Below are 19,446 nucleotides of genomic sequence, written 5' to 3' on the forward strand. Positions count from 1 at the left end.
AAAGCGGCGCCGAAGACGGACTAAAACTTGTCGCCGGACGTCACCATATAAGGTCCGGCATTCCCGCCGGGACTCTCTCAGACTTCGTTCAGAGGCGTATTCATGTTCATCTCCTCCACGCGTCGCACCCGCGCCGCGACCATCTTCGCGCTCGCCGCGGTGCTGGCCGTCGCAGCGCCCGTTGCCGAGGCCCGTCCGGGCGGCGGCGGCGGCATGGGCTCGCGCGGCTCGAAGACGTACAACGCCCCCTCCTCCACGGCCACGGCACCGGGCGCGGCGCCGATCCAGCGTTCGCAGACGCAGCCCGGCTCGACCATGGGCAATCCCGGCATGACCAGCGCCGCCACGCAGCGTCCCCGCTTCGGCGGCGGCTTCATGGCAGGCCTGCTCGGTGCGGGCCTGCTCGGCGCGCTCCTCGGCGGCGGCTTCTTCGGTGGACTCGGCGGCATCGCCTCGATGATCGGCCTCCTCCTGCAGGTCGGCCTCATCGTGATGGTCGTCGCCTTCGCCGTGCGCTGGTTTCGCCGTCGCCAGGGCAATCCGGCTCCCGCCGGCATGTCCCGGTCCGCTCTCCAGGGCGACTCCACCCCGGGCAACTACCGCTCCGCTCCGGGCTCGGCCACCGGTCCTGGGCCGGCGATGGGGGCGACCCCGCGCGGCGCGCCTCAGCCGACCGTGGGCAAGATCGATATCGGCCCCGGCGATTTCCAGAGCTTCGAGATCGCCCTCAACGACGTGCAGGCGGCTTATGGCCGTGGCGACGTCGCCGCTCTGCGCAACCTCGCGACGCCCGAAATGGCGGGCTACTTCGCCGAAGAACTCCGCGGCAACGAATCCCGTGGGGTCGTCAACCGGATCTCGAACGTGAAGCTGCTGCAGGGCGACCTGTCGGAAGCCTGGAGCGAAGGCCGGATGGAATACGCCACGGTGGCGATGCGCTACGCCATCACCGACGTGACGATCGACCTTCGGACCAACCAGACCGTCGAGACCGGCGAGCCGGAGGCACTGGAGCTCTGGACCTTCGTGCGCGAGCGCGGCGGGCGCTGGATCCTCTCGGCGATCCAGCAGGGCCGCTGACCGCCTCAACGGCATCGGTTGAAACCAGGAAATGGCCGCGCGGTGCAAACCGCGCGGCCCTTTTCCATTCAGGCACCGCCGAGATTCAGACGGCGCGCTTCTGGTAATCCTTGATGTCGGTGAACCGTACCTTCGGCGCGCGCTCCTCCTCGTAGCGGAGGGAGAAGGCGGTGGTCGCCATGAAGACGGGCGCGCCGTCGAGATCGCTCGCCATGGCCGAGCCATGGGTGCCGATGAAGGAATCGAGGTCGGTTTCCACATCCGATTCGATCCAGCGGCAGATCGAGAAGCGCGTCGGCTCGTAATCGATGGGCAGGCCATACTCGGCCTGGAGCCGTTCCTTCAGCACGTCGAGCTGCAGCGCGCCGACGACACCGACGATCGCCTGCGAGCCGTCATGCGGGCGGAACACCTGGACGACGCCCTCCTCGCCCATCTGCTGGAGCGCTTCCCGCAGCTTCTTGGCCTTCATCGCGTCGGTGAGCTTGATGCGGCGCAGGATTTCCGGGGCAAAGCTCGGCACGCCGCGGAACACGATCTCCTCGCCCTCGGTGAGCGTGTCGCCGATGCGCAGGGTGCCGTGGTTGGGGATGCCGACCACGTCGCCGGCAAAGGCCTCGTCGGCGATGGCGCGGTCCTGCGCGAAGAAGAATTGCGGCGCGGAGAGCGACATCGGCTTGCCGGTGCGCACGAGCTTCGCCTTCATCCCGCGGCTGAGCCTGCCCGAGCAGACCCGCATGAAGGCGATGCGGTCGCGGTGGTTGGGATCCATGTTCGCCTGGATCTTGAACACGAAGCCCGTCATCTTCGGCTCGGTGGGCTCCACCAGGCGCTTGTCGCAATCCTGCCCGCGCGGGGGCGGTGCGAAACGGGCGAGCCCGTCGATGAGATCGCGCACGCCGAAATTGCGCAGGGCCGAGCCGAAGAAGACCGGCGTGAGATGCCCCTCGCGAAACGCCTCGAGATCGAACCGCTTCAGGCCGGATTCGGCGAGCTCCGCCTCCTCCCGCCACGTGGCCACCTCGCCCTCCTCGGTGAGCAACTGGTCGAAGAGCGGATCGTCCACACCGGACACCGCTACGGTGCCGGCGTCGTCCGCCGCATCGAGCCGGCGCACACGACCATTGCCGAGATCGTAAGTGCCGGCAAAACTCCGCCCCCGGCCGATAGGCCAGGTGACCGGCGCCACATCCAGCGCCAGGGTCTTCTCGATCTCGTCGAGCAGTTCGAACGGGTCGCGCGCCTCACGGTCGAGCTTGTTGATGAAGGTGACGATGGGAATGTCGCGCAGGCGGCAGACTTCGAACAGCTTGCGCGTCCGCGCCTCGATGCCCTTGGCGGCGTCGATCACCATGACCGCAGAATCGACGGCCGTCAGGGTGCGGTAGGTATCCTCCGAGAAGTCCTCGTGGCCCGGAGTGTCGAGGAGATTGAAGACGCAGTCGCCGTACTCGAAAGTCATCACGGAGGTGACGACCGAGATGCCGCGCTCCTTCTCGATGCCCATCCAATCGGACCGGGTCGAGACGCGGTTGCGCTTGGCCTTGACCTCGCCGGCGAGCTGGATCGCGCCGCCGAACAGGAGCAGCTTCTCGGTGAGCGTGGTCTTGCCCGCATCCGGGTGGGAGATGATCGCGAAGGTGCGGCGGCGGGCGACGGGATCCTTGGCCCTGTCGGCATCCTTGCCGGTCGCGTCCTTGGGTTCTGTCTGCATCAACATCGCGGGCGGTTGCTTCTCTCGTCCGCCGGGGCGGGCTTTGTCTGTACAAGGTCGGGTGCGTGCCCCGTCTGTAGTGCGAACGGGGACCGGGCGAAAGCGCGGGGCCTCAGCCCCTCCCGATATAGGGCATCTTCGTCGCCATCACGGTCATGAACTGCACGTTGGCGTCGAGGGGCAATCCGGCCATGTAGACCACCGCATCCGCCACGTGACGGGCATCCATCACCGGCTCGACCTTCAGCGATCCGTCCGGCTGGCGGATGCCGGCCGCCATCGGCTTGGTCATGTCGGTCTCGGCATTGCCGATATCGATCTGCCCGCAGGCGATGTCGTGATCGCGTCCGTCGAGGGAGGTCGACCGGGTCAGGCCGGTGATCGCGTGTTTCGTCGCCGTATAGGGCGCCGAATTCGGACGCGGTACCTGGGCCGAGATCGACCCGTTGTTGATGATACGGCCGCCGCGCGGGCTCTGCGCCTTCATCATCCGGAAGGCGCCCTGCGTGCACAGGAACGCGCCGGTGAGGTTGGCATCCACCACGGCCTGCCATTGCGCCAGGGTGAGTTCGTCGATGGGCACGGACGGGGCGAACAGGCCGGCATTATTGAAAAGGAGGTCGAGGCGACCGAACCGGGCCTTCACCTCCGCGAAGAGATGCTCGACAGAGGCGGCATCGCCGACATCGGTCTCCACCGGCAAGGCCTCGACCCCGATCGCACGCACGGCATCCGCGACCTCATCGAGCGGCCCCCGTCGACGCCCGGCCAGAGCCAGATCGAAACCAGCTCGCGCGAGCCCGAGCGACACCGCCCGGCCGATCCCGGACCCCGCCCCGGTGACGATCGCGATCCGCTTCGACATGCGCGCTTTCCATTTCCTGGCCGGCCGGAGCGAACAGGCTGTTGCAACGGGCCGACGCGGCGTCTAGACAACGCGCGGCCTTGCGTCGATGGGGCGTCGCCAAGTGGTAAGGCAGCGGTTTTTGGTACCGCCATTCGGAGGTTCGAATCCTCCCGCCCCAGCCATCCACGCAAACGGGCAATGATTGCAAGCACTTAGCCCGATTTCAACGTATCGGAATTGGCCCCAGTCGTAACAGTCTGTCGGGTGCTACGGCTGGACATGGATAAGCCTCCGCGAGGATTCGCCCAGCTTGAGCTTGAGACGAATTTGCTGACGGCGACCGGATCGACTTCTGAGAAGAATCGCCGCCACCGTGTAGTTGCAAAAATAACACAACCCTCAATTGCTTAGGAAAATTTGGCCCTGCTCGTTTGCGTTTGTCGCATTTTATTGCCAATCGTCATCGACGGCTTGGGGGCAGATAAATGATCAAGAAAATCGCCAGCGTAATCGCGCTTACTTCGCTGATGGCCGGATGCCAGACTACTGCTCAAAACCAACCAGTATTTGGTTGGATGCGCGCTGATCTGAGAAGGATTACTGGCAATCCCGAACTCGAAACCCAGGTCGCGCTCGACAAGCAAGTATGTATTGGCGAAACATCTAAGTCCGCTGTTGGTATGGCTCCAATCTATTATCGCGGATTAGGTGGTGCTATCGGCGCAGCGATCGTTGAGAACCAGCGCGGCGAAGCTCTCAAGGAAGTAGCCAAGGGATGTATGGCCGAACGTGGCTATCTGTATATCGAAATGTCCGAAGCCGACGCGCGTTTGACTGCGGCTGAGGAAGCCAGGGCAAAGCCCAAGCGGACAGCCAGAAGAGGGTGAGCTAATTCGGCCTCCGAGGCATCGCCAGGGTTGTGGGTCATATTCGATGCTGGCTGTCGCGTCAGCATCTCAGCCCGCTCAATTGCGAAGCGGAGCTGATGAGCTAGGTCGCGGGCCATACGGGGTGTCACGGTGCGACGCTGACCAAGCCGGCGACCTAGTAGGCGAACACGTGCCCGTTGGCCTCGTCGCGCCGCTTCGCTGCCTTGAAGTCTCTCAGCACCTGCCAGTGCCATTCCGCTCGACGGTGCATGGCGATGCCGGGAAAGTCGTCGCGAACCGGGAAGGCGTCTTGCCAATCCGGCACTTCCTCTCCGGTGTGCATATCGTGGCAGACGGCAATCGCGGACGGCGGGATGATCCCGAAGCAAAGGAACCAAGTCCTCCATTGAGATGCGCCATCTCGGCCGGCGCATATCTTGAGGTTGTTGATCGTCTCGATGGTGGAGTTGCGCGGCGCCCAATCGCTCCAGCGCACGACCTGAGCATTCGGTTCCAGGTCGAGCGTGAGGCGGTAGCGTTTCTGCTCGGGGCCTTGGACCGCGAGGCCGTGTCCGGTGTTCTCGGGAGAGGTTGTAAGCCAGACGCCAACTCGGCCCTTGTCCCGGCGGAGATCAGTCGGGACATCCCCGATCGTCAGTCCATGCTGGGCTATGGGTCGAAGGTGTCTCGAGGCGGTGTAGTGGTAGAAGGTCATGACGGGCGGTCCCTTATGAGGTTTGCCCGCAATCAGATGGCAGAAGCCAAAAACATGATCCAAGGAATTTCGAAGGAAATTTTTGGGTTCCCCATGGTGAAACCATGCGTTCCCCTAGCGTTCACTGCTCGCCGTCCTCATCATCACCTGCCACGTCATCGAAGATCGAGGCGGGCCACACGTCCAAATGCTCGCCGATCGCGATCTTAATTTGATCGACCGTGACCGTCCCGGTGATCGGGTCCGGCTGAAGGCAGGCGATGGCTTCAGCGGCAGCGCGGAACGTCGTCGTTTTGATGATGTGCATAGTCTTGACCTTTGCAGCCTTGCTTAGTTCCTGGCCGCACCTCAAAACTGAAGCAGATTTTCGATATAGTCAATGATATATTTATGAACAAAAGATAAATCAATATTGATTTACTTATCTAAGCTTGAACGCCGCAACGCAAACTGAGTTGGACTCAGAGGCACCGCCAGCGGCCGCGACAGGCTTCGGAGTGACGATCTAGGTCGAAGGGCGTCGCGGCCTCTGGCGGTGCCTCTGAGGCGATTTAGAGGGCACAGCTAGGCAGGAAGGTTGGGCCGGATAGAGGCGAGGCCATACGGAACCCCGGAGGGTATCAGCACAAACAGCGACCACGGGTTTCCCCGGAGCGGGTATTTTGAGAGGCGAGGCCTCCGGCGGGTTTCCGGTGCGTTCGATCTGAGAGGGGCACACAGAACCGCGTCATCGATTTTCCGTATCTTATTTTCTTACTTTTCCTTTTTTACTTCTCTTCTCTTACATGGAATCGATGACGCGGTTTTGTGTGCCCCTCTCGGAATGGAGGCGCGTCCGCCTCACAGTTTGGGTCCGAAACGAGAGAGGGGCACACATCACCGTCAACGATGACGCGGTGATGTGTGCCCCTCGCAAAATCGATGACGCGGCGATGTGTGGGCCTCTACCCCTGCCCTTTGTCGCACCAGGGGCCGGCGGGTGCCTCAAGCGACGCTAACAGCTTCAGTCGGGTGTGCGCGCGGTATCGGTTGAAAGGCATTCCCTTCGCGGTGAGGCGGGCAGCGAACTCGGTCGGGCCAATGTCGAACCCGGCTCCCCGTTCCGCGCGCATCGCGAGCAGCAAGACACGACTGGCGATTAGGCTCTCTCGAAATTGAGAAAGCTGACGCTGCCTCGGCCCCTTCAGCGCAAGCCATGCATCCAGGCTGGCTTCAACGGCCGCAAGCTCGGCCGCGCTCAACTCTGCGTCGGGCATTTCGAGATCAGCCATCATCGTTGCGGCGGCGATCGCGATGTCACGCTTTAGGGCGCGCTGCCTCGCGCGGTATTCCCGCGCCGCTATGAGATTGCGGGGCCTCGATGCCGGCAAGCGCGCCTGCCGCCGTATCTCGGCGCAAAACTCACGGCCACCATGAACCCAGGGAAGCCCCCCGGTCTTCGCGGCGTAGCGGGCAGCATCGTTCTCCGCATCTTGCGCCTTGATACTCAGCCTCGCCTTCGCCTGCCGTGCTGCGAATTTCGCAGAGGCACTCACGGCATCTGGTGAAATATTCGCGGGAACGCTTACCCCGTCCTCTGGCGGAACGAGGGCGTCATCACCACATAAGCTTTGCTTTGGCGAGCACACGATAGGAAGGCCACTGGGATCATTGTCCCGGTGGCTTTTTTCATTTCCAGGGTCGTCGCTGTCCTCGATCGCGATGTGCTTCACGACAATGCAGTCGTCAGCATCTTGGCACGCTCCACGGCAGCGCGGAGCTGGCGGGCAAGGTCGCGCGCCATCCGAGACGTCACGGTGCGGCGCTGGCCGGGCAGAGAGCCGGCTAGAACGACGCCACGCCCGACACGGGCGATCTTGAGCAGGCGGGGCGCGACGCCGATCGACTTGCCGGCGGCGGGGCCGGGGCGGCTCACGGCGTCGAGCACATCTGCAATCGCGAGGGCATCGGCCGGACGCATCCGCTCGAACCCGAAATCGAGATCATCGTCGATGATGAAGCTCGGGACGTAACCCTTCCCGTGGTCGACCACGCAGATGGAGAAGCCCGGAAGCTCATCGCGGATCGCGCCCGCTTCGACCTCACGGCCGATGAGCTCTTCGATGAGCTCCGTCGTTGAGATGGGCGGGTCACGAAGGGCGGCGAGGTTGTGAAGCTGGGCGAGGCGCGCTGCCGGCAGCATGATCGTGCCAGCGGGCCGAGGGGGACGTTTCGAGGTCATCAGTGAGCTTCCTGCGTTAAGGCTATAGCCATTATAACACAGAAGCGGCGAGTGTGCGCCTATAGTTTCCAGGTCGGCACAGTAAAAATGAAAATGCCGGCCACGTTCCCGGAGAGGAACTGCCGGCACTCGATGTTAAGTCACCGTCGAGTGGACAAGAAGTGCCGCCCCTATAGCAAGCACTTCTCGATTTGTATTATAGCGATTTGGGAGAGGCAGCGCGTGCGGCAGGCGGTCGCACCCCTCAATATTTTGGCGAAGGCTTGCGCCTCTCGTGCCTTGCCGCCGTCCGGCGGCGGTGTCATGGTGAAGCCGCCCGAACAAAACAGGAACAAACATGACGCGTCGGCATGCTCGCACGTTCGACGCTCTGACCGAGGCGCAGCTCATTCAGGGCCTCACAGCAACCCGGCGCCTATGTATCTCGACCCTAGCCGGGGCACCTATCGGAAGCGGCATATACGTCAAGGTCTCGGAGCTGATGGACGCGATCGATGAGGTGGTGGAGGTCGCGACGGGGGACCGGACGTTCCTGCATCTCAAGCCGCACACGACCCCTGGACCCGACATCAAGCCTCTAGGATCGCGACCACGCGAGGATTGATCGCCTTGGTGCTCCATTGGGAAAAGTGAGACTTTTAGTCCCCGGGTCGCTTCTGTATTTGCGCACTGTCAATGAAAGGCGCACGGTGAGCGATCGCTGGCTTCGATTCCTTGACAGCCAGTGCCCGAGAAATGCGTTTGCTCCCGCCTGGCACTTGGAGTGCACCTATGGCCCGCTACTTTTTCGACGTTCACGACGGCGGCGTGCATCAGTTCGATGACCAAGGCAGCGAGTTCGCCACCTTGAACGAGGTGCGCAAGCAAGCGATACGACTGCTCCCTGACATTGCGCGAGACAAAGCTCTTCATGATGGCGACCGGCAGGCCTACACCGTGGTCGTGAGCGACGAGGATCACCATCCGGTCTATTCGGCGACTCTTTCGCTCGTAGGGGTTTGGCTACTCCGCTGAAGCCTGCAGCCCCGTAGCGGTGCCCTTAAGGGAGCGGCGTCAAATTTTCCGAAGGGTCTCCCCGCCGGCCGCGCCCGAAACGCCACGAGGGGGTGAAGTGTCACCCATCCGCAATAGCGGCGAGATTGTAGCTAGTCAGCCGCCAGTTGGCGCGTTTCTTGTCGTTCAATCCATGGCGGCTGTCACCCTCCCAACCTGCGTCGCGCTCCATGCTCCACCGCGCGCCGTCGTCACGCCGCGTGCGTTCAAGGCGCTCGCGATCCCCGCCAGCGTCGTCACCCCGGCAGCTCGCACCTGCTCAATGATAGGCAGGACGTTGGCGCGGCGCACCTGCGCTGCCGCACTCCACGCCGCGTTGCCTGCGCTCTGCGCCTCGCGGAGGTTGGTGCGATTGCCGAGCTTCACACCCTGCGCCCTGCGCTCTGCCAGCGCAGCCTTAGTGCGCGAGGCGATCAGCGCACGTTCCTTCTCAGCGACGGCGGCATAAATGTGGAGCATGAACGGGTCCACGTCGTGTCCAAGCTCTGCCACGACGAAGCGCGCACCCTTCCGGTTCATCAGCGCAGAAATGAACTCGACGCGCCGCGACAGGCGATCGAGCTTGGAGACGACGATCCACGCACCATGCTTGCGCGCGAACGCCTGCGCCTTGGCTAGCTCCTGTCTGGTGTCGTCACCGCCGGAGAGCACATCCGTGTAGGTGGCGATGACCTCGCCGCCCTGCGCCTGGACGAAGGCGCGGATCGTGGTGGCTTGAGCGTCGAGCCCCAAGCCTGACTTGCCCTGCTCACCCGTCGAGACCCGGCGATATTCGACGTATGAGACCATTGTCCTAGCCCTCGCGGCGGCACCTGCGCCACAAAGACAATCCTATACGACCGTTTAGAATTGTAAAGTGCTCACTCGTAGTTCGCGAGGACGGATGCAGCGTGCGCGTCAATCATCCGTGCGTCGCGCTTCGTCACGTCGCGCGACTTGGCGGCGAGACCTAGCTTAATGAGCATCGCACCGAGGGCGGCACCATTCCGGCGATAACCCTCCTCCTCGATATCATCGCCCTGCATCACCCGTGCTTCGTCACGCTCACAGAGGAACGCCAGGGTCGCGGCGCGCCGGAGAAGCATTGCCTCGGACGGGGTGACGTGATCGCCAAGCTGCATCGCGAGGTCAGCCAGATTTGATCGCCAGCGCCGCGCCGTGATGCTGCGTTGATCCACGCGCTCACCGTCTAGGACAAGGTCAGAAGCGCCGACGATCTCAGCGATATCCTTTTTCGAGATCCGGTTTTTAGTTGCCATAATACCACATCGATTTCAGCCTAAGTCCTTGTCCCGGATGGGAAAATTGTAACGTTATAACATCACATTGATGGGAGCGAGAAAGATTGCGGCGCGTAGTCCTTTTCCCGCCGTCTTTGGCTTGGCTCCGGCTTATGCGCTCTACGCAGCGATCTCCGGTCTCAGGTGACGCAATCGATAGTCTCGGCACCAATCTAGCCCCTCACGCTTCATCCCCTGATCGATCCACACTTTGAGGGATGCGCGGTCGTATCCATTCGGGATGCCAATCATCCGAGAACGATCGTCTTTTTGATCCGACGTGAGACTGCATTCCTCTATGGAGTATCGGGGAGGAACATCGATACAGTGAACCTCGCCAAGCAAACTCGGGTCGATAAGAAATTCTAGCTCGTTAAGCTTTGAGATGATTGCGCCACTAGGGATCACAGTTGCCAGAACAGCGCCTTGCCCAGAATATTTCTCAAAGTGATTCGTGGCGAAATAGCTGGCATACACGGGGTCAATCGTCCACCACATGCCATACAACTTAGCGTTATGCTTTGAAAGCCATTGCCCTCGATACAAAACATAAGTCAATTCCAATTCTTCATACGCAGGTGCAAATGTCTTCATGAATGAAACTTGAAGATCGACACGATCCTCTAGGTCTTTGCTCAATTCCCAGTTCTGTCCTTTCAATGCATCATTCGCAGACAAACCGTCGGTGCCGCGCCACGACCAAAAAAATGCATGGCGGATGCGATCGCTGACAAGCTCACGCGGGAACGGGGCAAGCTCGGTGAAGATTTCCAACCATGCGCCGGGCCAGTCGATGCCGGCGAGGTTGGACACAAATGCCGGCACGTCATCCTCGAGGGCGGACGTGACGAACGTAAGGACTACGAGGCGACGGCGTTCAAGTTCGGTCATGCGGCCTGCTGCGGGGTGGGAAGGCGGTTGCGGCCTCGACGTTCGTCCAGGCCGGCGGTGCCGTCAGCGACTTTGGCGTTGAAGGCTTGGATCGCGGACAATGCGTAGGCGCGGACCTGAGACGGATCGAGGTCGGCGCTTGCGCACGTTGCGTAGAATTCTGCGCCGGCATCGGTGAACCAGCGTTGCCCGCGCGATCGGATGGCAAGCCACCTTGAGGGGGCCTCACCTGCGATGGTGAGGCTGGTGGCGTCCGTCAGCATCTGGATGATCTTGGCGCGCCAGAGGGTGATGTAGGCTTGGCGGTCGTTGGTCATGCTGCCTGCCTTAGCTCGACCCGGCACCGGCAATTGATCTCGAGCGGAGGGTGCAGGCACGGGCCAAGCGGCGTCTCGAACGGCTCATCGATTCCGACGCCCGTAGCGTTGAGATGCTTCACCTGCGCATGGTCGTGGCGCACACGCTCATCGTCTCGATCGATCCAGTATCGACGCCATTCCGGGCCGAGGTCGCGGCGGTCCACGGCCTGCCGCCACGAGGCGTTCTCGCCCGCGTTGGTGATGGTGGTGGCACCCGTGGCGGCGATCGCGTTGGCGCGAACGTTGAGCATCGTGCCGCGCTGGTGATCCACCAGAGCCTCGACCTTCTCGCGATCGAGGGTGAGGGTCGTGGCCTTCTCGATCACCCGGCGCTGCGTGACGTTGAGGTGCCGGAGGACGTGCGGCGGCAGCTCTGGAATGGGCGGCAGCTCGCGGCGGAAACCGATGGGCGGGCTGGTCACGCTCTGACGTGCAAGCGCTCGCTCAAGCGCGGCACGGAACACCGCTAAGGATGCGCCCTGCGGGGGCGTAAGGCCGATAGCCTCGCGGATGAGGATTGCCTTGTCGGTGGTAGCGCCTGCCGGCAGCGGTGCCGTGGAGAGCACCATGCCGGCGGCGACGGCCGGCAGCAACGTGCTGCGAAACCCGGCCTGCATCATCGCCTTTGCCGTGTCGGCTATGATCGAGCGGAGGAAGCCCGTCAGCGCGGCTGCGCGGGCACCGATGGCGGTAGGCTCCACCGGGTCGAACGTGAGGCCAAGGCGACCGGCGGCGATCGTGCCGGAGCGCGCAAAGCCGGCATCGAGGATCGCGCGGAAGGGCCTTAGATGGTCGCCAACGTAGCCGACGACCGTATCCTCATCACCGCGTTCTACGGCAGCGATGAGGGAATCCACGTCTACGTTCTCGCGAATGGCCTCGATCGCATCGAGGAAGGCGGCGCAAAGCTCCGGCTCGATCTCATCGGAGAAGTCTTGGACAGGATCGCTCATAAAATGATGCCAACGGAGTGCGGATTGATCGAGCCGGGCACGATGAAGCCGGCAAGCTCGATCATGGCTTCCGGTGATGCCGGGGTTTCGGTGGTCGTGATCGGGCTCAGGATTACCGAGGATTCCCCAGTCCTCTGCGAGAGGATGCCGGCGCGCCGGCGATCACGCACCGGGTCACTCGCGAGGATGTCGTTCGCTTCCCGTAGCTGCGCACGCATGAGCGCACGCTTGAGCCCCTGGTGGATCGTGCGGAAATCGTCGGCCGTCACGTCGGGCCACGAGTGGCGATCGTAGACCTTGGCTCGACGGTAGTAGATCGTGAGGACAGGAGTGACTGGAACGCGAGCGATGCGGGTGTGCGCCTCGATCAGCGCCGCTTCGCGATCCGTGGCGTTGGCACCGGCAAGGCCCGTCAGACCGGGGATATCCAAGGCAAGAGCTTGGGCGGCAGCATCGGTCATGAAGGAATTTCGGGGCGGCACAAGGCGCTCATAGGCGCGGAGCACGTAGGTCTCGCGCTGCTGATAGATACCGTTCGCCGTCTCCATGGAGAGCGTCACGACCCGGCCACCGCTGATCTCGCCGGGTGCGAGGATATTGGAGCGCGAGGGAATCGTGATGTCCGTATCGGTGTCGGTCGGTGCGACCGGCAGAACCGTGCGGGCCACGACCGGCAAGCCGTCGAGGTCCGACACGATGTAGGAGAGCCCCGCCGGGCTCACGGGGTCGCCGTTCTGGTCGGTGAACGGCAGCGTCAGCTTGACCGTGAGGCCGGCGGGAAAGGACTTCATCGCGCTTAAGCTGCCTTCACGCCCTTGAGGCGGGCGACGGCGCGCGGGTGCTTGATCGCGAGGCCAGAATACCACTCAACGCGGGTCCGATAGGCGGGCTTGGCCTCGATCTCGCCCAGGTCACGGACGCTCACGGGGGCCGTCTGAATACCCTGGAGGGCATCGGGTCCGAACCGGACGGCATAGAGTGAGCTGGTGTTGGACGCGGTGCCCTGCGTCTCGGTGAAGGGCAGGATATCGTTGCCGTCCGCGCCTTCCTCGATCGGGAGGAGCGGCACCCCGTTATGCGTGATCGCCGGGCGTCCGAAGTTCTCGACCATGATGGTCTCAGCCGTGTTGCCGCCGGCCGTGCGGAGCATGGTGCGGTAGCTACGGATGAGGCGCTTGTTCATGAAAATTGCCGACGTGGGGCCAGACACGGCGTCCGTCAGTTCGTCCAGCATGGCGAACGTGAGGACGCCGCCGTTGGCACCGGCAGAGATGACCTGATCGCCGGTAACGCGCACATCGAGGCCATCGAACGCCTTGGCGTTGTCGTTAGTGTTGCCGTGGAAGAACGTCTTGAGCCATTCGAGCGTGAGGGCCTTGGCCTTCATGCTGTCGTGGACGGCGCGGGTATCGTTGTTGCCGGTCCCCATGGCGATCTGCGCCACGTCATAGTCGCTGTCACCGCCGATGATGGTCAGCTTCTCGGTGAGCGGGTTCACGATGCCCGTGGACTCGGCATAGCCTTCGTTGAAGCCACGGAAGGCGATGCCGGGAAGCGCTGCCTCGCGGTTGTAGGTGTAGGCATTGCCGGCGATGTTCATGAACGGCAGAAGCGCGAGGACGGGATTGTTCTCGGCGAAAATCTGGACGACGCCGGACGCCAGAGGCGTCGGGTTGAGCTTGGCCCATTCGGTGATCGTAAGCATGATGGTGGTCCTTTACTTGCGGTAGCCGGCTGCCATGCGGGCGAGCGGCGAGAGAGATGACGGGTCGATGGTGATGGGGGTGATGGTCGGCTTGCCCTGATCAGTCGGCGGGACAACGACCGGAGCGACCGGCGCGGTAGCCTTAAGCGCGGCGAATTCCGCGCGGAGGATCGCCAGCTCGGCCACCATCGCGGCGATCGGGTCGGCAGCGGTCGGCGGCGTTACGGGTGCCGGGGTGGGCTCGGCTGCGACAGGGGTCGGCTCGGGTGCCGGGTCGGTGGGCGTGGTCATGTTGGGTCCTAGACGGTCTGGAGGAGTTCGGCGGTCTCGGCCTTCCGGCTGCGCAGTTCGCGCATCGCGTCCTCGCGGGTCGGGAAGCCATCGGGATTTTCAGAGCGCAGCACGTCGGCCGGCGACCACACGCCCATGTCCACGCGGGCACGGGCATTCGTCAGGCGTTCGGTCTCGCTGATCGGGTCTTGAAGCTCGGCAAAGTCGACGCTCATGGTGGCGTGTGCCGGGATGGTGCCGGGGGCGTTGGTGTTCACGACCACCTTGAGCACGTCCCAAAGCCGCGCCTCGTAGGAGCGCCAGAGTGCCACGTCGTCTAGGCGCGCTTCCTTGAGGTCGATCTGTTCCACATGCTTGGCCGCGCCGCTCTCAGATGAGCGATCGAGGTCGAACACGTCGGCCGACACGTCGTTGGCACCGGCCGTCTGGCGCATGAGGAATTCGATTGCGGCGAGGATGTCCGCGATCGGGGAGTTAGGGGCCGCGAAGCCAAACTTGCCGTTCTCGGGAAGAGCGATGACGCGTTCGGGGCCGACGCGCATGTCATCCGTAGAGCCGAGACCCGACGCCCAAGGCTGACCGTGCGCCTGCATCTCAACGCTACGCCAGAGGTTGGACAGAGCGACGTTGACCGCCTCCTGTGCCTCGATCAGGTCATCACCGCCGGGGAGCCAAAAGGCATCGTCCGGGTAGCGATCGAACAGCGGCACGAACGGCACGATGCCGTAGGGGTTCACGCTGCCGGGGTTGCCCTCGACGTAGACTGGGACGCCCCGGTAGTCGCGGCGGAAGAAGCTGGTGCGGGTCCAGTCGGAATAGGTGGTGTCTGCCGCGCGGGCGGCACGATGTGTAACGACGACCCGCTCGGGGTTCTCCGGGTCGGGTGCCATCACGTCGAGAACATTCGGCGTAGCGACGGCCAGCGTCGCGCGGGTGCCGTTCCATCCAACCTGAAGGGCGCAAGTCTTAAGCAGCTTCGTGAGGCGCGATGCGCGCTTCAGAATCACGTCGGCATTGATCGCCCGATATAGGGCGTCGCCGGCTTCCTGATCGAGACCATCGAAGGTGCGTCGCGGCTGAAGGCGGTAGAGGTTGGCGCGCTTGTTGACGATCTTCTTGACGATGTTGACCTGAAACACGCGGAACGTCTCAGGGCGCGACCATTTCTGAGCGATCAGCGCGAGCGTCGCATCCGACTGCTGATCGGCATAGAAGCGCATCCATTTGTCAGCCCGTTGCTTACGCGGGTTTGACGCATGGATGAGGTTCATCACCGGGTCGTTGCTAGAAAACCGTCCGAACACATCTACTCGCTAGCTAGCTGCTACATAACAGATTGTAACATTCATTTCATGCTGTTAGAAGCCAGTGTTCGCCAAATATTTCGAATATTTTGAACGACGAAAATTGGAATTAAGGTGCGAATACGCTTTACAATCTTGATATTTTGGATGAGCGTCGTTTTATTGAAGGAGCGACTATCGCGAGGTTGCAATGCTTCCCGACATTATAGACGCGCATCATCTATCGGATGGTATTAAAGATATTTTCAATTATCGGTTGCTTTATTTCGGGAAAGATCATGAGCTACTATATATTCGGCGATTTACGTCTGACTCTGACGCCAAAGCTTTAGTCATAGCCGACAACATGTATATTGGACTCGAATTAGATTTATGGCAAAATGAACGTCTGCTAAAAACGATTTCTGCTCGAAATGATACTATCTCGGCATAGTATGTGCCCCGACGTTTACGACCTTGCCGGCGACGAACTCAGGGAAGTCGACAGGCACCAGCGGCCCACGCCCAAGGTAGCCTCGATACAGGTCGCGAGCGGCGAGCATTGACCGGCACGACCCGGCACACGGCGGCACCAGCTCGCCGCCGTTGAGAATGCAGAGGCTCGGTGAGGGACCGGGTCCGTAGCAGTGGACGCCCTTCAGCTCATACGGATTCAGCTCCACGTCCCGAAGCGCGTAGACCGCCCAAGCCAGGGCGTAGACGTGATCGTCATGATAGCCCTTCGCCGCCTCGAAACGCGGCGCGCTCGACGCGCCAAGCTGATATTCCAGCATCCCCATCTCGGCTAGCAAGGTGCTGAAGCCGGGCGCGACGTGCAAGCGGCCCTCTGCGGCGGCAGCGTAGAGCGCCGTGAAGGCGTTCCCCTGCCGCTCAAGCGTCGGGCTGATTACCTCATGGTCAAACGTCTGGTCGCCGCACCATGCCGCAATGTCCTGCGAGTTGTAGGATTCGATCGCGGCCCGGCTCATGCCATGTTCGGTGCGGTAGCGCGTGAACGCCCGCCGGATGCCGGTGGCAGCGCTAAAGGCGATCTTGTCGGACGCTAGCACGTAGTAGTGGGGGTCTTCCCCTACGAGCACCTTCACGACGCATGATGCCACGGTGGCATCGCCGTGAAGGCTGAAGCCGTAGGCGCGATCGAGGCCGGCGCCGACGACGTGCGCCGCACCGCCGGTGATGCTCGCGATATCGAGCTTGTAGGTGCCCCGGCACTGATCGAGGACGGCGGGCGGGAAGAGGCTAGTGGTGGAGCTTCCCCAAAGGTTCAGGTGCTGTTGCGCGAACTCGCCCGGCAGCATCTGCGCCGCGCGGCTACGGAGGCCGGCGACGCTGATCCAACGGGGCGCCCGTGCGCAGGCATCCTCAAGGTCGCGGTAAGCGATATGACTGAAGAAGAGCGACGGGTCCGTGGCGCGTTCATGCAAGCCGTAGAGGCCGTAGAGCGGCGAGGATCGCGACCCAACCGTGCTGTCCACCAGCACCAGGCCGTCGTCGGAATCGATCGTGGCGCTCGCGAGGGCCTGATACGCAGCGTCAGACGTGGCGGCATGAAGCTCGCTCACCTGTGCGATCGAGAGCTTTTTGCCAAACAGTGCCGCCGGGTTGGACGGGAAGCCTTGGATGACGTTGCCGAGGGCGGGATATTCGATCTTGTCGGCGGCGATCGTGATCTTGTCCGCCTTCACCATGGCGGCGGCGTAGGGCGTTTCCCGTAGGATATCGCGCACAAGCTTGAAGGCCACGTCCACAGACTGACGCTCGGAGTTCGCGACCATCGCAACGTTCTGCGTGCGGCGCGACATGAAACGCCATGCGATGATGAGTGCGGCCGCGAGCGTCTTGCCGTGGCGCCGGGGCCAGCACAGCACGATCGTCCGATAGCCGCCGTCGAGCGCCGTCGTCAGCTCGATCCGCTCAAGGGGACCGGGGACGTAGGGCTCGAAACCGCCTTTCGATGACGGGACCATCGGGCGCACGTCATCGAGCCAGCGGAAGAACCCTTCCGATCCGCCCTTCCATAGGCGCACGTCAATTTTCGCAGGGACGGTCATTTTCCATTCGCTTGCCAGTATCTAGCTGCATTATAGCAGGTATATTGGCAGGCGAATCGCTTTTGCGGTTGCGTGCGACAGAATCCGGAAAGATCAGTATGGGTGCGCCCGAGAAACTAGACGGTCGATCACTACAGGCGACTGGCCGCACGCATCAGTTCGCGACCCGGATCAAGCCCGAGACGCACCAGAAGATGCTGCAAATCGTGAAGCGCGAGCGAGAGGCGGGACAACCGCGCTTTACGCTCGCGGAGTTGATCGAACTTGCAGTGGACGCCTATGAGCGCGAGACCGACACCAAGGGGTAGAGGTGCGACAGGCTCAGCTCGGGAAAGGCGACGGCATCGATCAGCTTGCAGCGCTGTGCAAGGTCGCCCTCGGTGAGGATGCCATAGCGGCCTGTCGTGGTCGCCTTGGTGTGCCCTAGCAGGAAACCGAACTCTTCATCCCGCCAGCCCGCGCGCCGTAGGGCATCCGCCATGCCGTGCCGGAAGCTGTGGAAGTTGACGCTTGCGTCTTCCTTCACGCCGATCCTCGCGACGTAGCGTCCGAAAAACCGGCTGTAGCTACCGGCAAGATTGCCCCGTGCATCAGGTTCGATCTCGGGGAACAGCCGTGAATCACCGGCCAACTGGCGAGCCGCATGAAAGACGATGAAGCCCAAGCGCTCAAGCTCGGGATGGACCGGGATGACCCGTTGCGAGCCCTTCGTTTTGACGACCTTCGTCGGGTCGCCCTCTTGGGTGACGTGGATGATCCACCGTCCTCGATCCTGTCGAACGTCCGTGGTGAGAAGCTGCGCCAGCTCGCCCATCCGCGCGCCCGTGAAGAGCGAGAGAAGCGGTAGCCAGAACCGATGGTCGCGCGTCTGCATCGCGCCGACACGGTGCGGCTGATCGTCGGAGAGGTAGCCGGTGAAAATGGGCGAGCCGAAGATGCTCGTCAGTTGCTCGGGCGTGTAGGGGCGGACCTTCGATTGCCCCTTCCCCTCCCCCAGGTGCATCCCGTCCACAGGGTTGTTCTCCAAGTGACCATTTTGCATAAGCCATTGGCAGAACGCGCCGAGGGCAGAGAGGTATTTGTTCACGGTGCGGTCGGAGAGGGTCTTACGCCCCAAGCGCTCATTCTCGGCAATGATCTTTTTGAACGGCAGGCCCCGGAAATCCCGCACTTCCGCCGCCTTGATCGGGAAGCGCTGCAACGCAGCCTTCCACTCACGCACGGCCCGCTTGTCGATCGCTGACGCCGGGAAGGTCGCGCCGACGTGCTGCGAGAACCACACGATGATTTCGCTGTTCATTTTTAGCGTCTCGGCCTTGATGCCGCTTGGGTTTTCGGCAGCGAACACCGTGTAGAGGTCGAGCACGCCCTCCCCCGGCGCCGCGACTGGCGCCTTGAGTCCGCGAGGTTGGCTCACAGCGGGGTCGGCAGGCTTTCCGGTGTAGTCGCCCCTGTCATGCTCTTCGGCCCTTCGTAGGCCCTCTAACTCCGCCCGGAGCAGCCGCTGTGCGAGGTCTCGGAAAGCCGGCGATCCCTCCGCAATCGAGAAGCCGTTCTGCCGGATGACATCGCGTGCCGCGTCGTTCACGAGGGCCGTTTCGTTCTGAGCAACGTGCTTTTGCAACTCGGCCTTCCGGCGGGATCGAAACTCTCGCTCTAACTCGCCTTGCCCCGAGAGGACCATCACATTGGCCGCGACGCTGAGCGGAGCTAGAGGTCCATCAGCGGCGGTCAAGCCACTACCTTCGATCTCGTCGCGAGCAGCCTGCTTCGCCGCGGCGATCTCGTCAGCGGTTGGGAGTTGCCGGCGTGCGGCAGTGTGCCCTTCGATCTCGCTCTGATAGTGGCCCCAGGTCACGGCCTGAAGGTCGGCCTCGGTGGCTTCGCGGCGGCGGCGAAGGTCCGCGAACTCAGCATGCCAGCGGGCCAGCACGGCGGCAACGCGCCCCCTCGCCTCTCGCGCATCCTTCGTCCGTAGGCTCTCCCATAGCTCCCGCTTTCCGAGGATCGTCTGCAAATCCTTCGGCACGCCAAGGCGGGCGTAGTAGGCCGCTGATCCGCTCCGGCGAGCGATATTCGAGGCAAGACACATGGTCGATCCTGAACGGCCCCG

At 62.7% G+C, this 19,446-nt stretch carries 21 protein-coding genes and 1 tRNA gene; 5 read left to right on the plus strand and 17 right to left on the minus strand.

The window, feature by feature from the left end; translation table 11 throughout:
• The first annotated feature begins 102 nt into the window (after window positions 1-102).
• The gene (locus A3OM_RS0116540) at window positions 103-1,080 is read left to right on the plus strand and encodes a TIM44-like domain-containing protein (protein WP_018044882.1); all 978 of its coding nucleotides are present in this window, start codon (window positions 103-105) and stop codon (window positions 1,078-1,080) included.
• Between the two features lie 85 nt (window positions 1,081-1,165).
• On the opposite strand, the gene A3OM_RS0116545 is transcribed toward A3OM_RS0116540, so the two are convergent.
• Window positions 1,166-2,800 carry a peptide chain release factor 3 gene (locus A3OM_RS0116545; protein WP_018044883.1) on the minus strand — a complete coding sequence of 545 codons (1,635 nt, stop codon included), beginning with the start codon at window positions 2,798-2,800 and terminating at the stop codon, window positions 1,166-1,168.
• 106 nt (window positions 2,801-2,906) lie between these two features.
• On the minus strand, window positions 2,907-3,659 hold the full coding sequence (locus A3OM_RS0116550; protein WP_018044884.1) for an SDR family oxidoreductase: 753 nt from the start codon (window positions 3,657-3,659) through the stop codon (window positions 2,907-2,909).
• Between the two features lie 89 nt (window positions 3,660-3,748).
• Between A3OM_RS0116550 and A3OM_RS0116555 the strand changes: the two genes are divergently transcribed.
• Window positions 3,749-3,823: transfer RNA gene (locus tag A3OM_RS0116555), tRNA-Gln, on the plus strand.
• Between the two features lie 303 nt (window positions 3,824-4,126).
• Window positions 4,127-4,528, plus strand: a complete 402-nt coding sequence (locus A3OM_RS25905) for a hypothetical protein (protein WP_157196494.1) — start codon at window positions 4,127-4,129, stop codon at window positions 4,526-4,528.
• Window positions 4,529-4,685: 157 nt separating this feature from the next.
• Here A3OM_RS25905 and A3OM_RS0116560 read toward each other — a convergent pair whose 3' ends face one another.
• From A3OM_RS0116560 to A3OM_RS0116575, 4 genes are all read right to left on the minus strand, one after another.
• The gene (locus tag A3OM_RS0116560; RefSeq protein ID WP_018044885.1) at window positions 4,686-5,225 is read right to left on the minus strand and encodes a hypothetical protein; all 540 of its coding nucleotides are present in this window, start codon (window positions 5,223-5,225) and stop codon (window positions 4,686-4,688) included.
• A gap of 121 nt (window positions 5,226-5,346) precedes the next feature.
• Window positions 5,347-5,532: a hypothetical protein gene (locus tag A3OM_RS0116565; protein WP_157196495.1), complete on the minus strand. Its 186-nt coding sequence runs from the start codon at window positions 5,530-5,532 to the stop codon at window positions 5,347-5,349.
• Between the two features lie 637 nt (window positions 5,533-6,169).
• A complete protein-coding gene (locus A3OM_RS0116570; protein ID WP_157196496.1) occupies window positions 6,170-6,937 on the minus strand; it encodes a hypothetical protein in 768 nt (255 codons plus the stop codon).
• A complete protein-coding gene (locus A3OM_RS0116575) occupies window positions 6,934-7,446 on the minus strand; it encodes a hypothetical protein (protein ID WP_157196497.1) in 513 nt (170 codons plus the stop codon). Before A3OM_RS0116575 ends, A3OM_RS0116570 begins: the two co-directional genes overlap by 4 nt.
• Before the next feature lie 771 nt (window positions 7,447-8,217).
• On the opposite strand from A3OM_RS0116575, the gene A3OM_RS0116585 reads away from it, so the two are divergent.
• Window positions 8,218-8,460, plus strand: coding sequence for a hypothetical protein (locus tag A3OM_RS0116585; RefSeq protein ID WP_018044890.1), 243 nt, complete (start codon window positions 8,218-8,220; stop codon window positions 8,458-8,460).
• A 165-nt stretch (window positions 8,461-8,625) separates the two neighbouring features.
• On the opposite strand, the gene A3OM_RS0116590 is transcribed toward A3OM_RS0116585, so the two are convergent.
• The 10 genes from A3OM_RS0116590 to A3OM_RS0116635 all read right to left on the minus strand — a co-directional run bounded on the left by A3OM_RS0116590 (window position 8,626) and on the right by A3OM_RS0116635 (window position 17,333).
• Window positions 8,626-9,288, minus strand: a complete 663-nt coding sequence (locus tag A3OM_RS0116590) for a recombinase family protein (protein ID WP_018044891.1) — start codon at window positions 9,286-9,288, stop codon at window positions 8,626-8,628.
• A 71-nt stretch (window positions 9,289-9,359) separates the two neighbouring features.
• On the minus strand, window positions 9,360-9,758 hold the full coding sequence (locus tag A3OM_RS0116595) for a hypothetical protein (RefSeq protein ID WP_018044892.1): 399 nt from the start codon (window positions 9,756-9,758) through the stop codon (window positions 9,360-9,362).
• A 141-nt stretch (window positions 9,759-9,899) separates the two neighbouring features.
• Window positions 9,900-10,670 (minus strand): hypothetical protein, encoded by a 771-nt coding sequence (locus A3OM_RS0116600; RefSeq protein ID WP_018044893.1) that lies wholly within the window; start codon window positions 10,668-10,670, stop codon window positions 9,900-9,902.
• On the minus strand, window positions 10,667-10,987 hold the full coding sequence (locus A3OM_RS0116605) for a hypothetical protein (protein WP_018044894.1): 321 nt from the start codon (window positions 10,985-10,987) through the stop codon (window positions 10,667-10,669). Before A3OM_RS0116605 ends, A3OM_RS0116600 begins: the two co-directional genes overlap by 4 nt.
• Complete coding sequence (locus A3OM_RS0116610) at window positions 10,984-11,982, minus strand: phage minor head protein (RefSeq protein ID WP_018044895.1); 999 nt, start codon at window positions 11,980-11,982, stop codon at window positions 10,984-10,986. Before A3OM_RS0116610 ends, A3OM_RS0116605 begins: the two co-directional genes overlap by 4 nt.
• Window positions 11,979-12,773: a hypothetical protein gene (locus tag A3OM_RS0116615; RefSeq protein WP_018044896.1), complete on the minus strand. Its 795-nt coding sequence runs from the start codon at window positions 12,771-12,773 to the stop codon at window positions 11,979-11,981. The genes A3OM_RS0116610 and A3OM_RS0116615 overlap by 4 nt, the downstream gene beginning before the upstream one ends.
• A 5-nt stretch (window positions 12,774-12,778) precedes the next feature.
• On the minus strand, window positions 12,779-13,687 hold the full coding sequence (locus tag A3OM_RS0116620; RefSeq protein WP_018044897.1) for a major capsid protein: 909 nt from the start codon (window positions 13,685-13,687) through the stop codon (window positions 12,779-12,781).
• A gap of 12 nt (window positions 13,688-13,699) precedes the next feature.
• Window positions 13,700-13,978, minus strand: coding sequence for a hypothetical protein (locus A3OM_RS25910; RefSeq protein WP_018044898.1), 279 nt, complete (start codon window positions 13,976-13,978; stop codon window positions 13,700-13,702).
• 8 nt (window positions 13,979-13,986) lie between these two features.
• Window positions 13,987-15,198: a hypothetical protein gene (locus A3OM_RS0116630; RefSeq protein WP_018044899.1), complete on the minus strand. Its 1,212-nt coding sequence runs from the start codon at window positions 15,196-15,198 to the stop codon at window positions 13,987-13,989.
• A gap of 503 nt (window positions 15,199-15,701) precedes the next feature.
• Window positions 15,702-17,333, minus strand: coding sequence for a terminase large subunit (locus A3OM_RS0116635; protein ID WP_018044900.1), 1,632 nt, complete (start codon window positions 17,331-17,333; stop codon window positions 15,702-15,704).
• 98 nt (window positions 17,334-17,431) lie between these two features.
• Between A3OM_RS0116635 and A3OM_RS24235 the strand changes: the two genes are divergently transcribed.
• A complete protein-coding gene (locus A3OM_RS24235; protein ID WP_018044901.1) occupies window positions 17,432-17,641 on the plus strand; it encodes a hypothetical protein in 210 nt (69 codons plus the stop codon).
• On the opposite strand, the gene A3OM_RS0116645 is transcribed toward A3OM_RS24235, so the two are convergent.
• Window positions 17,611-19,425 carry a site-specific integrase gene (locus A3OM_RS0116645; RefSeq protein ID WP_018044902.1) on the minus strand — a complete coding sequence of 605 codons (1,815 nt, stop codon included), beginning with the start codon at window positions 19,423-19,425 and terminating at the stop codon, window positions 17,611-17,613. The two genes, A3OM_RS24235 and A3OM_RS0116645, sit on opposite strands and share 31 nt — an antisense overlap.
• Window positions 19,426-19,446 lie beyond the last annotated feature (21 nt).

The organism is Methylobacterium sp. 88A (genome assembly GCF_000376345.1).
Taxonomy (GTDB): Bacteria; Pseudomonadota; Alphaproteobacteria; order Rhizobiales; family Beijerinckiaceae; genus Methylobacterium; species Methylobacterium bullatum.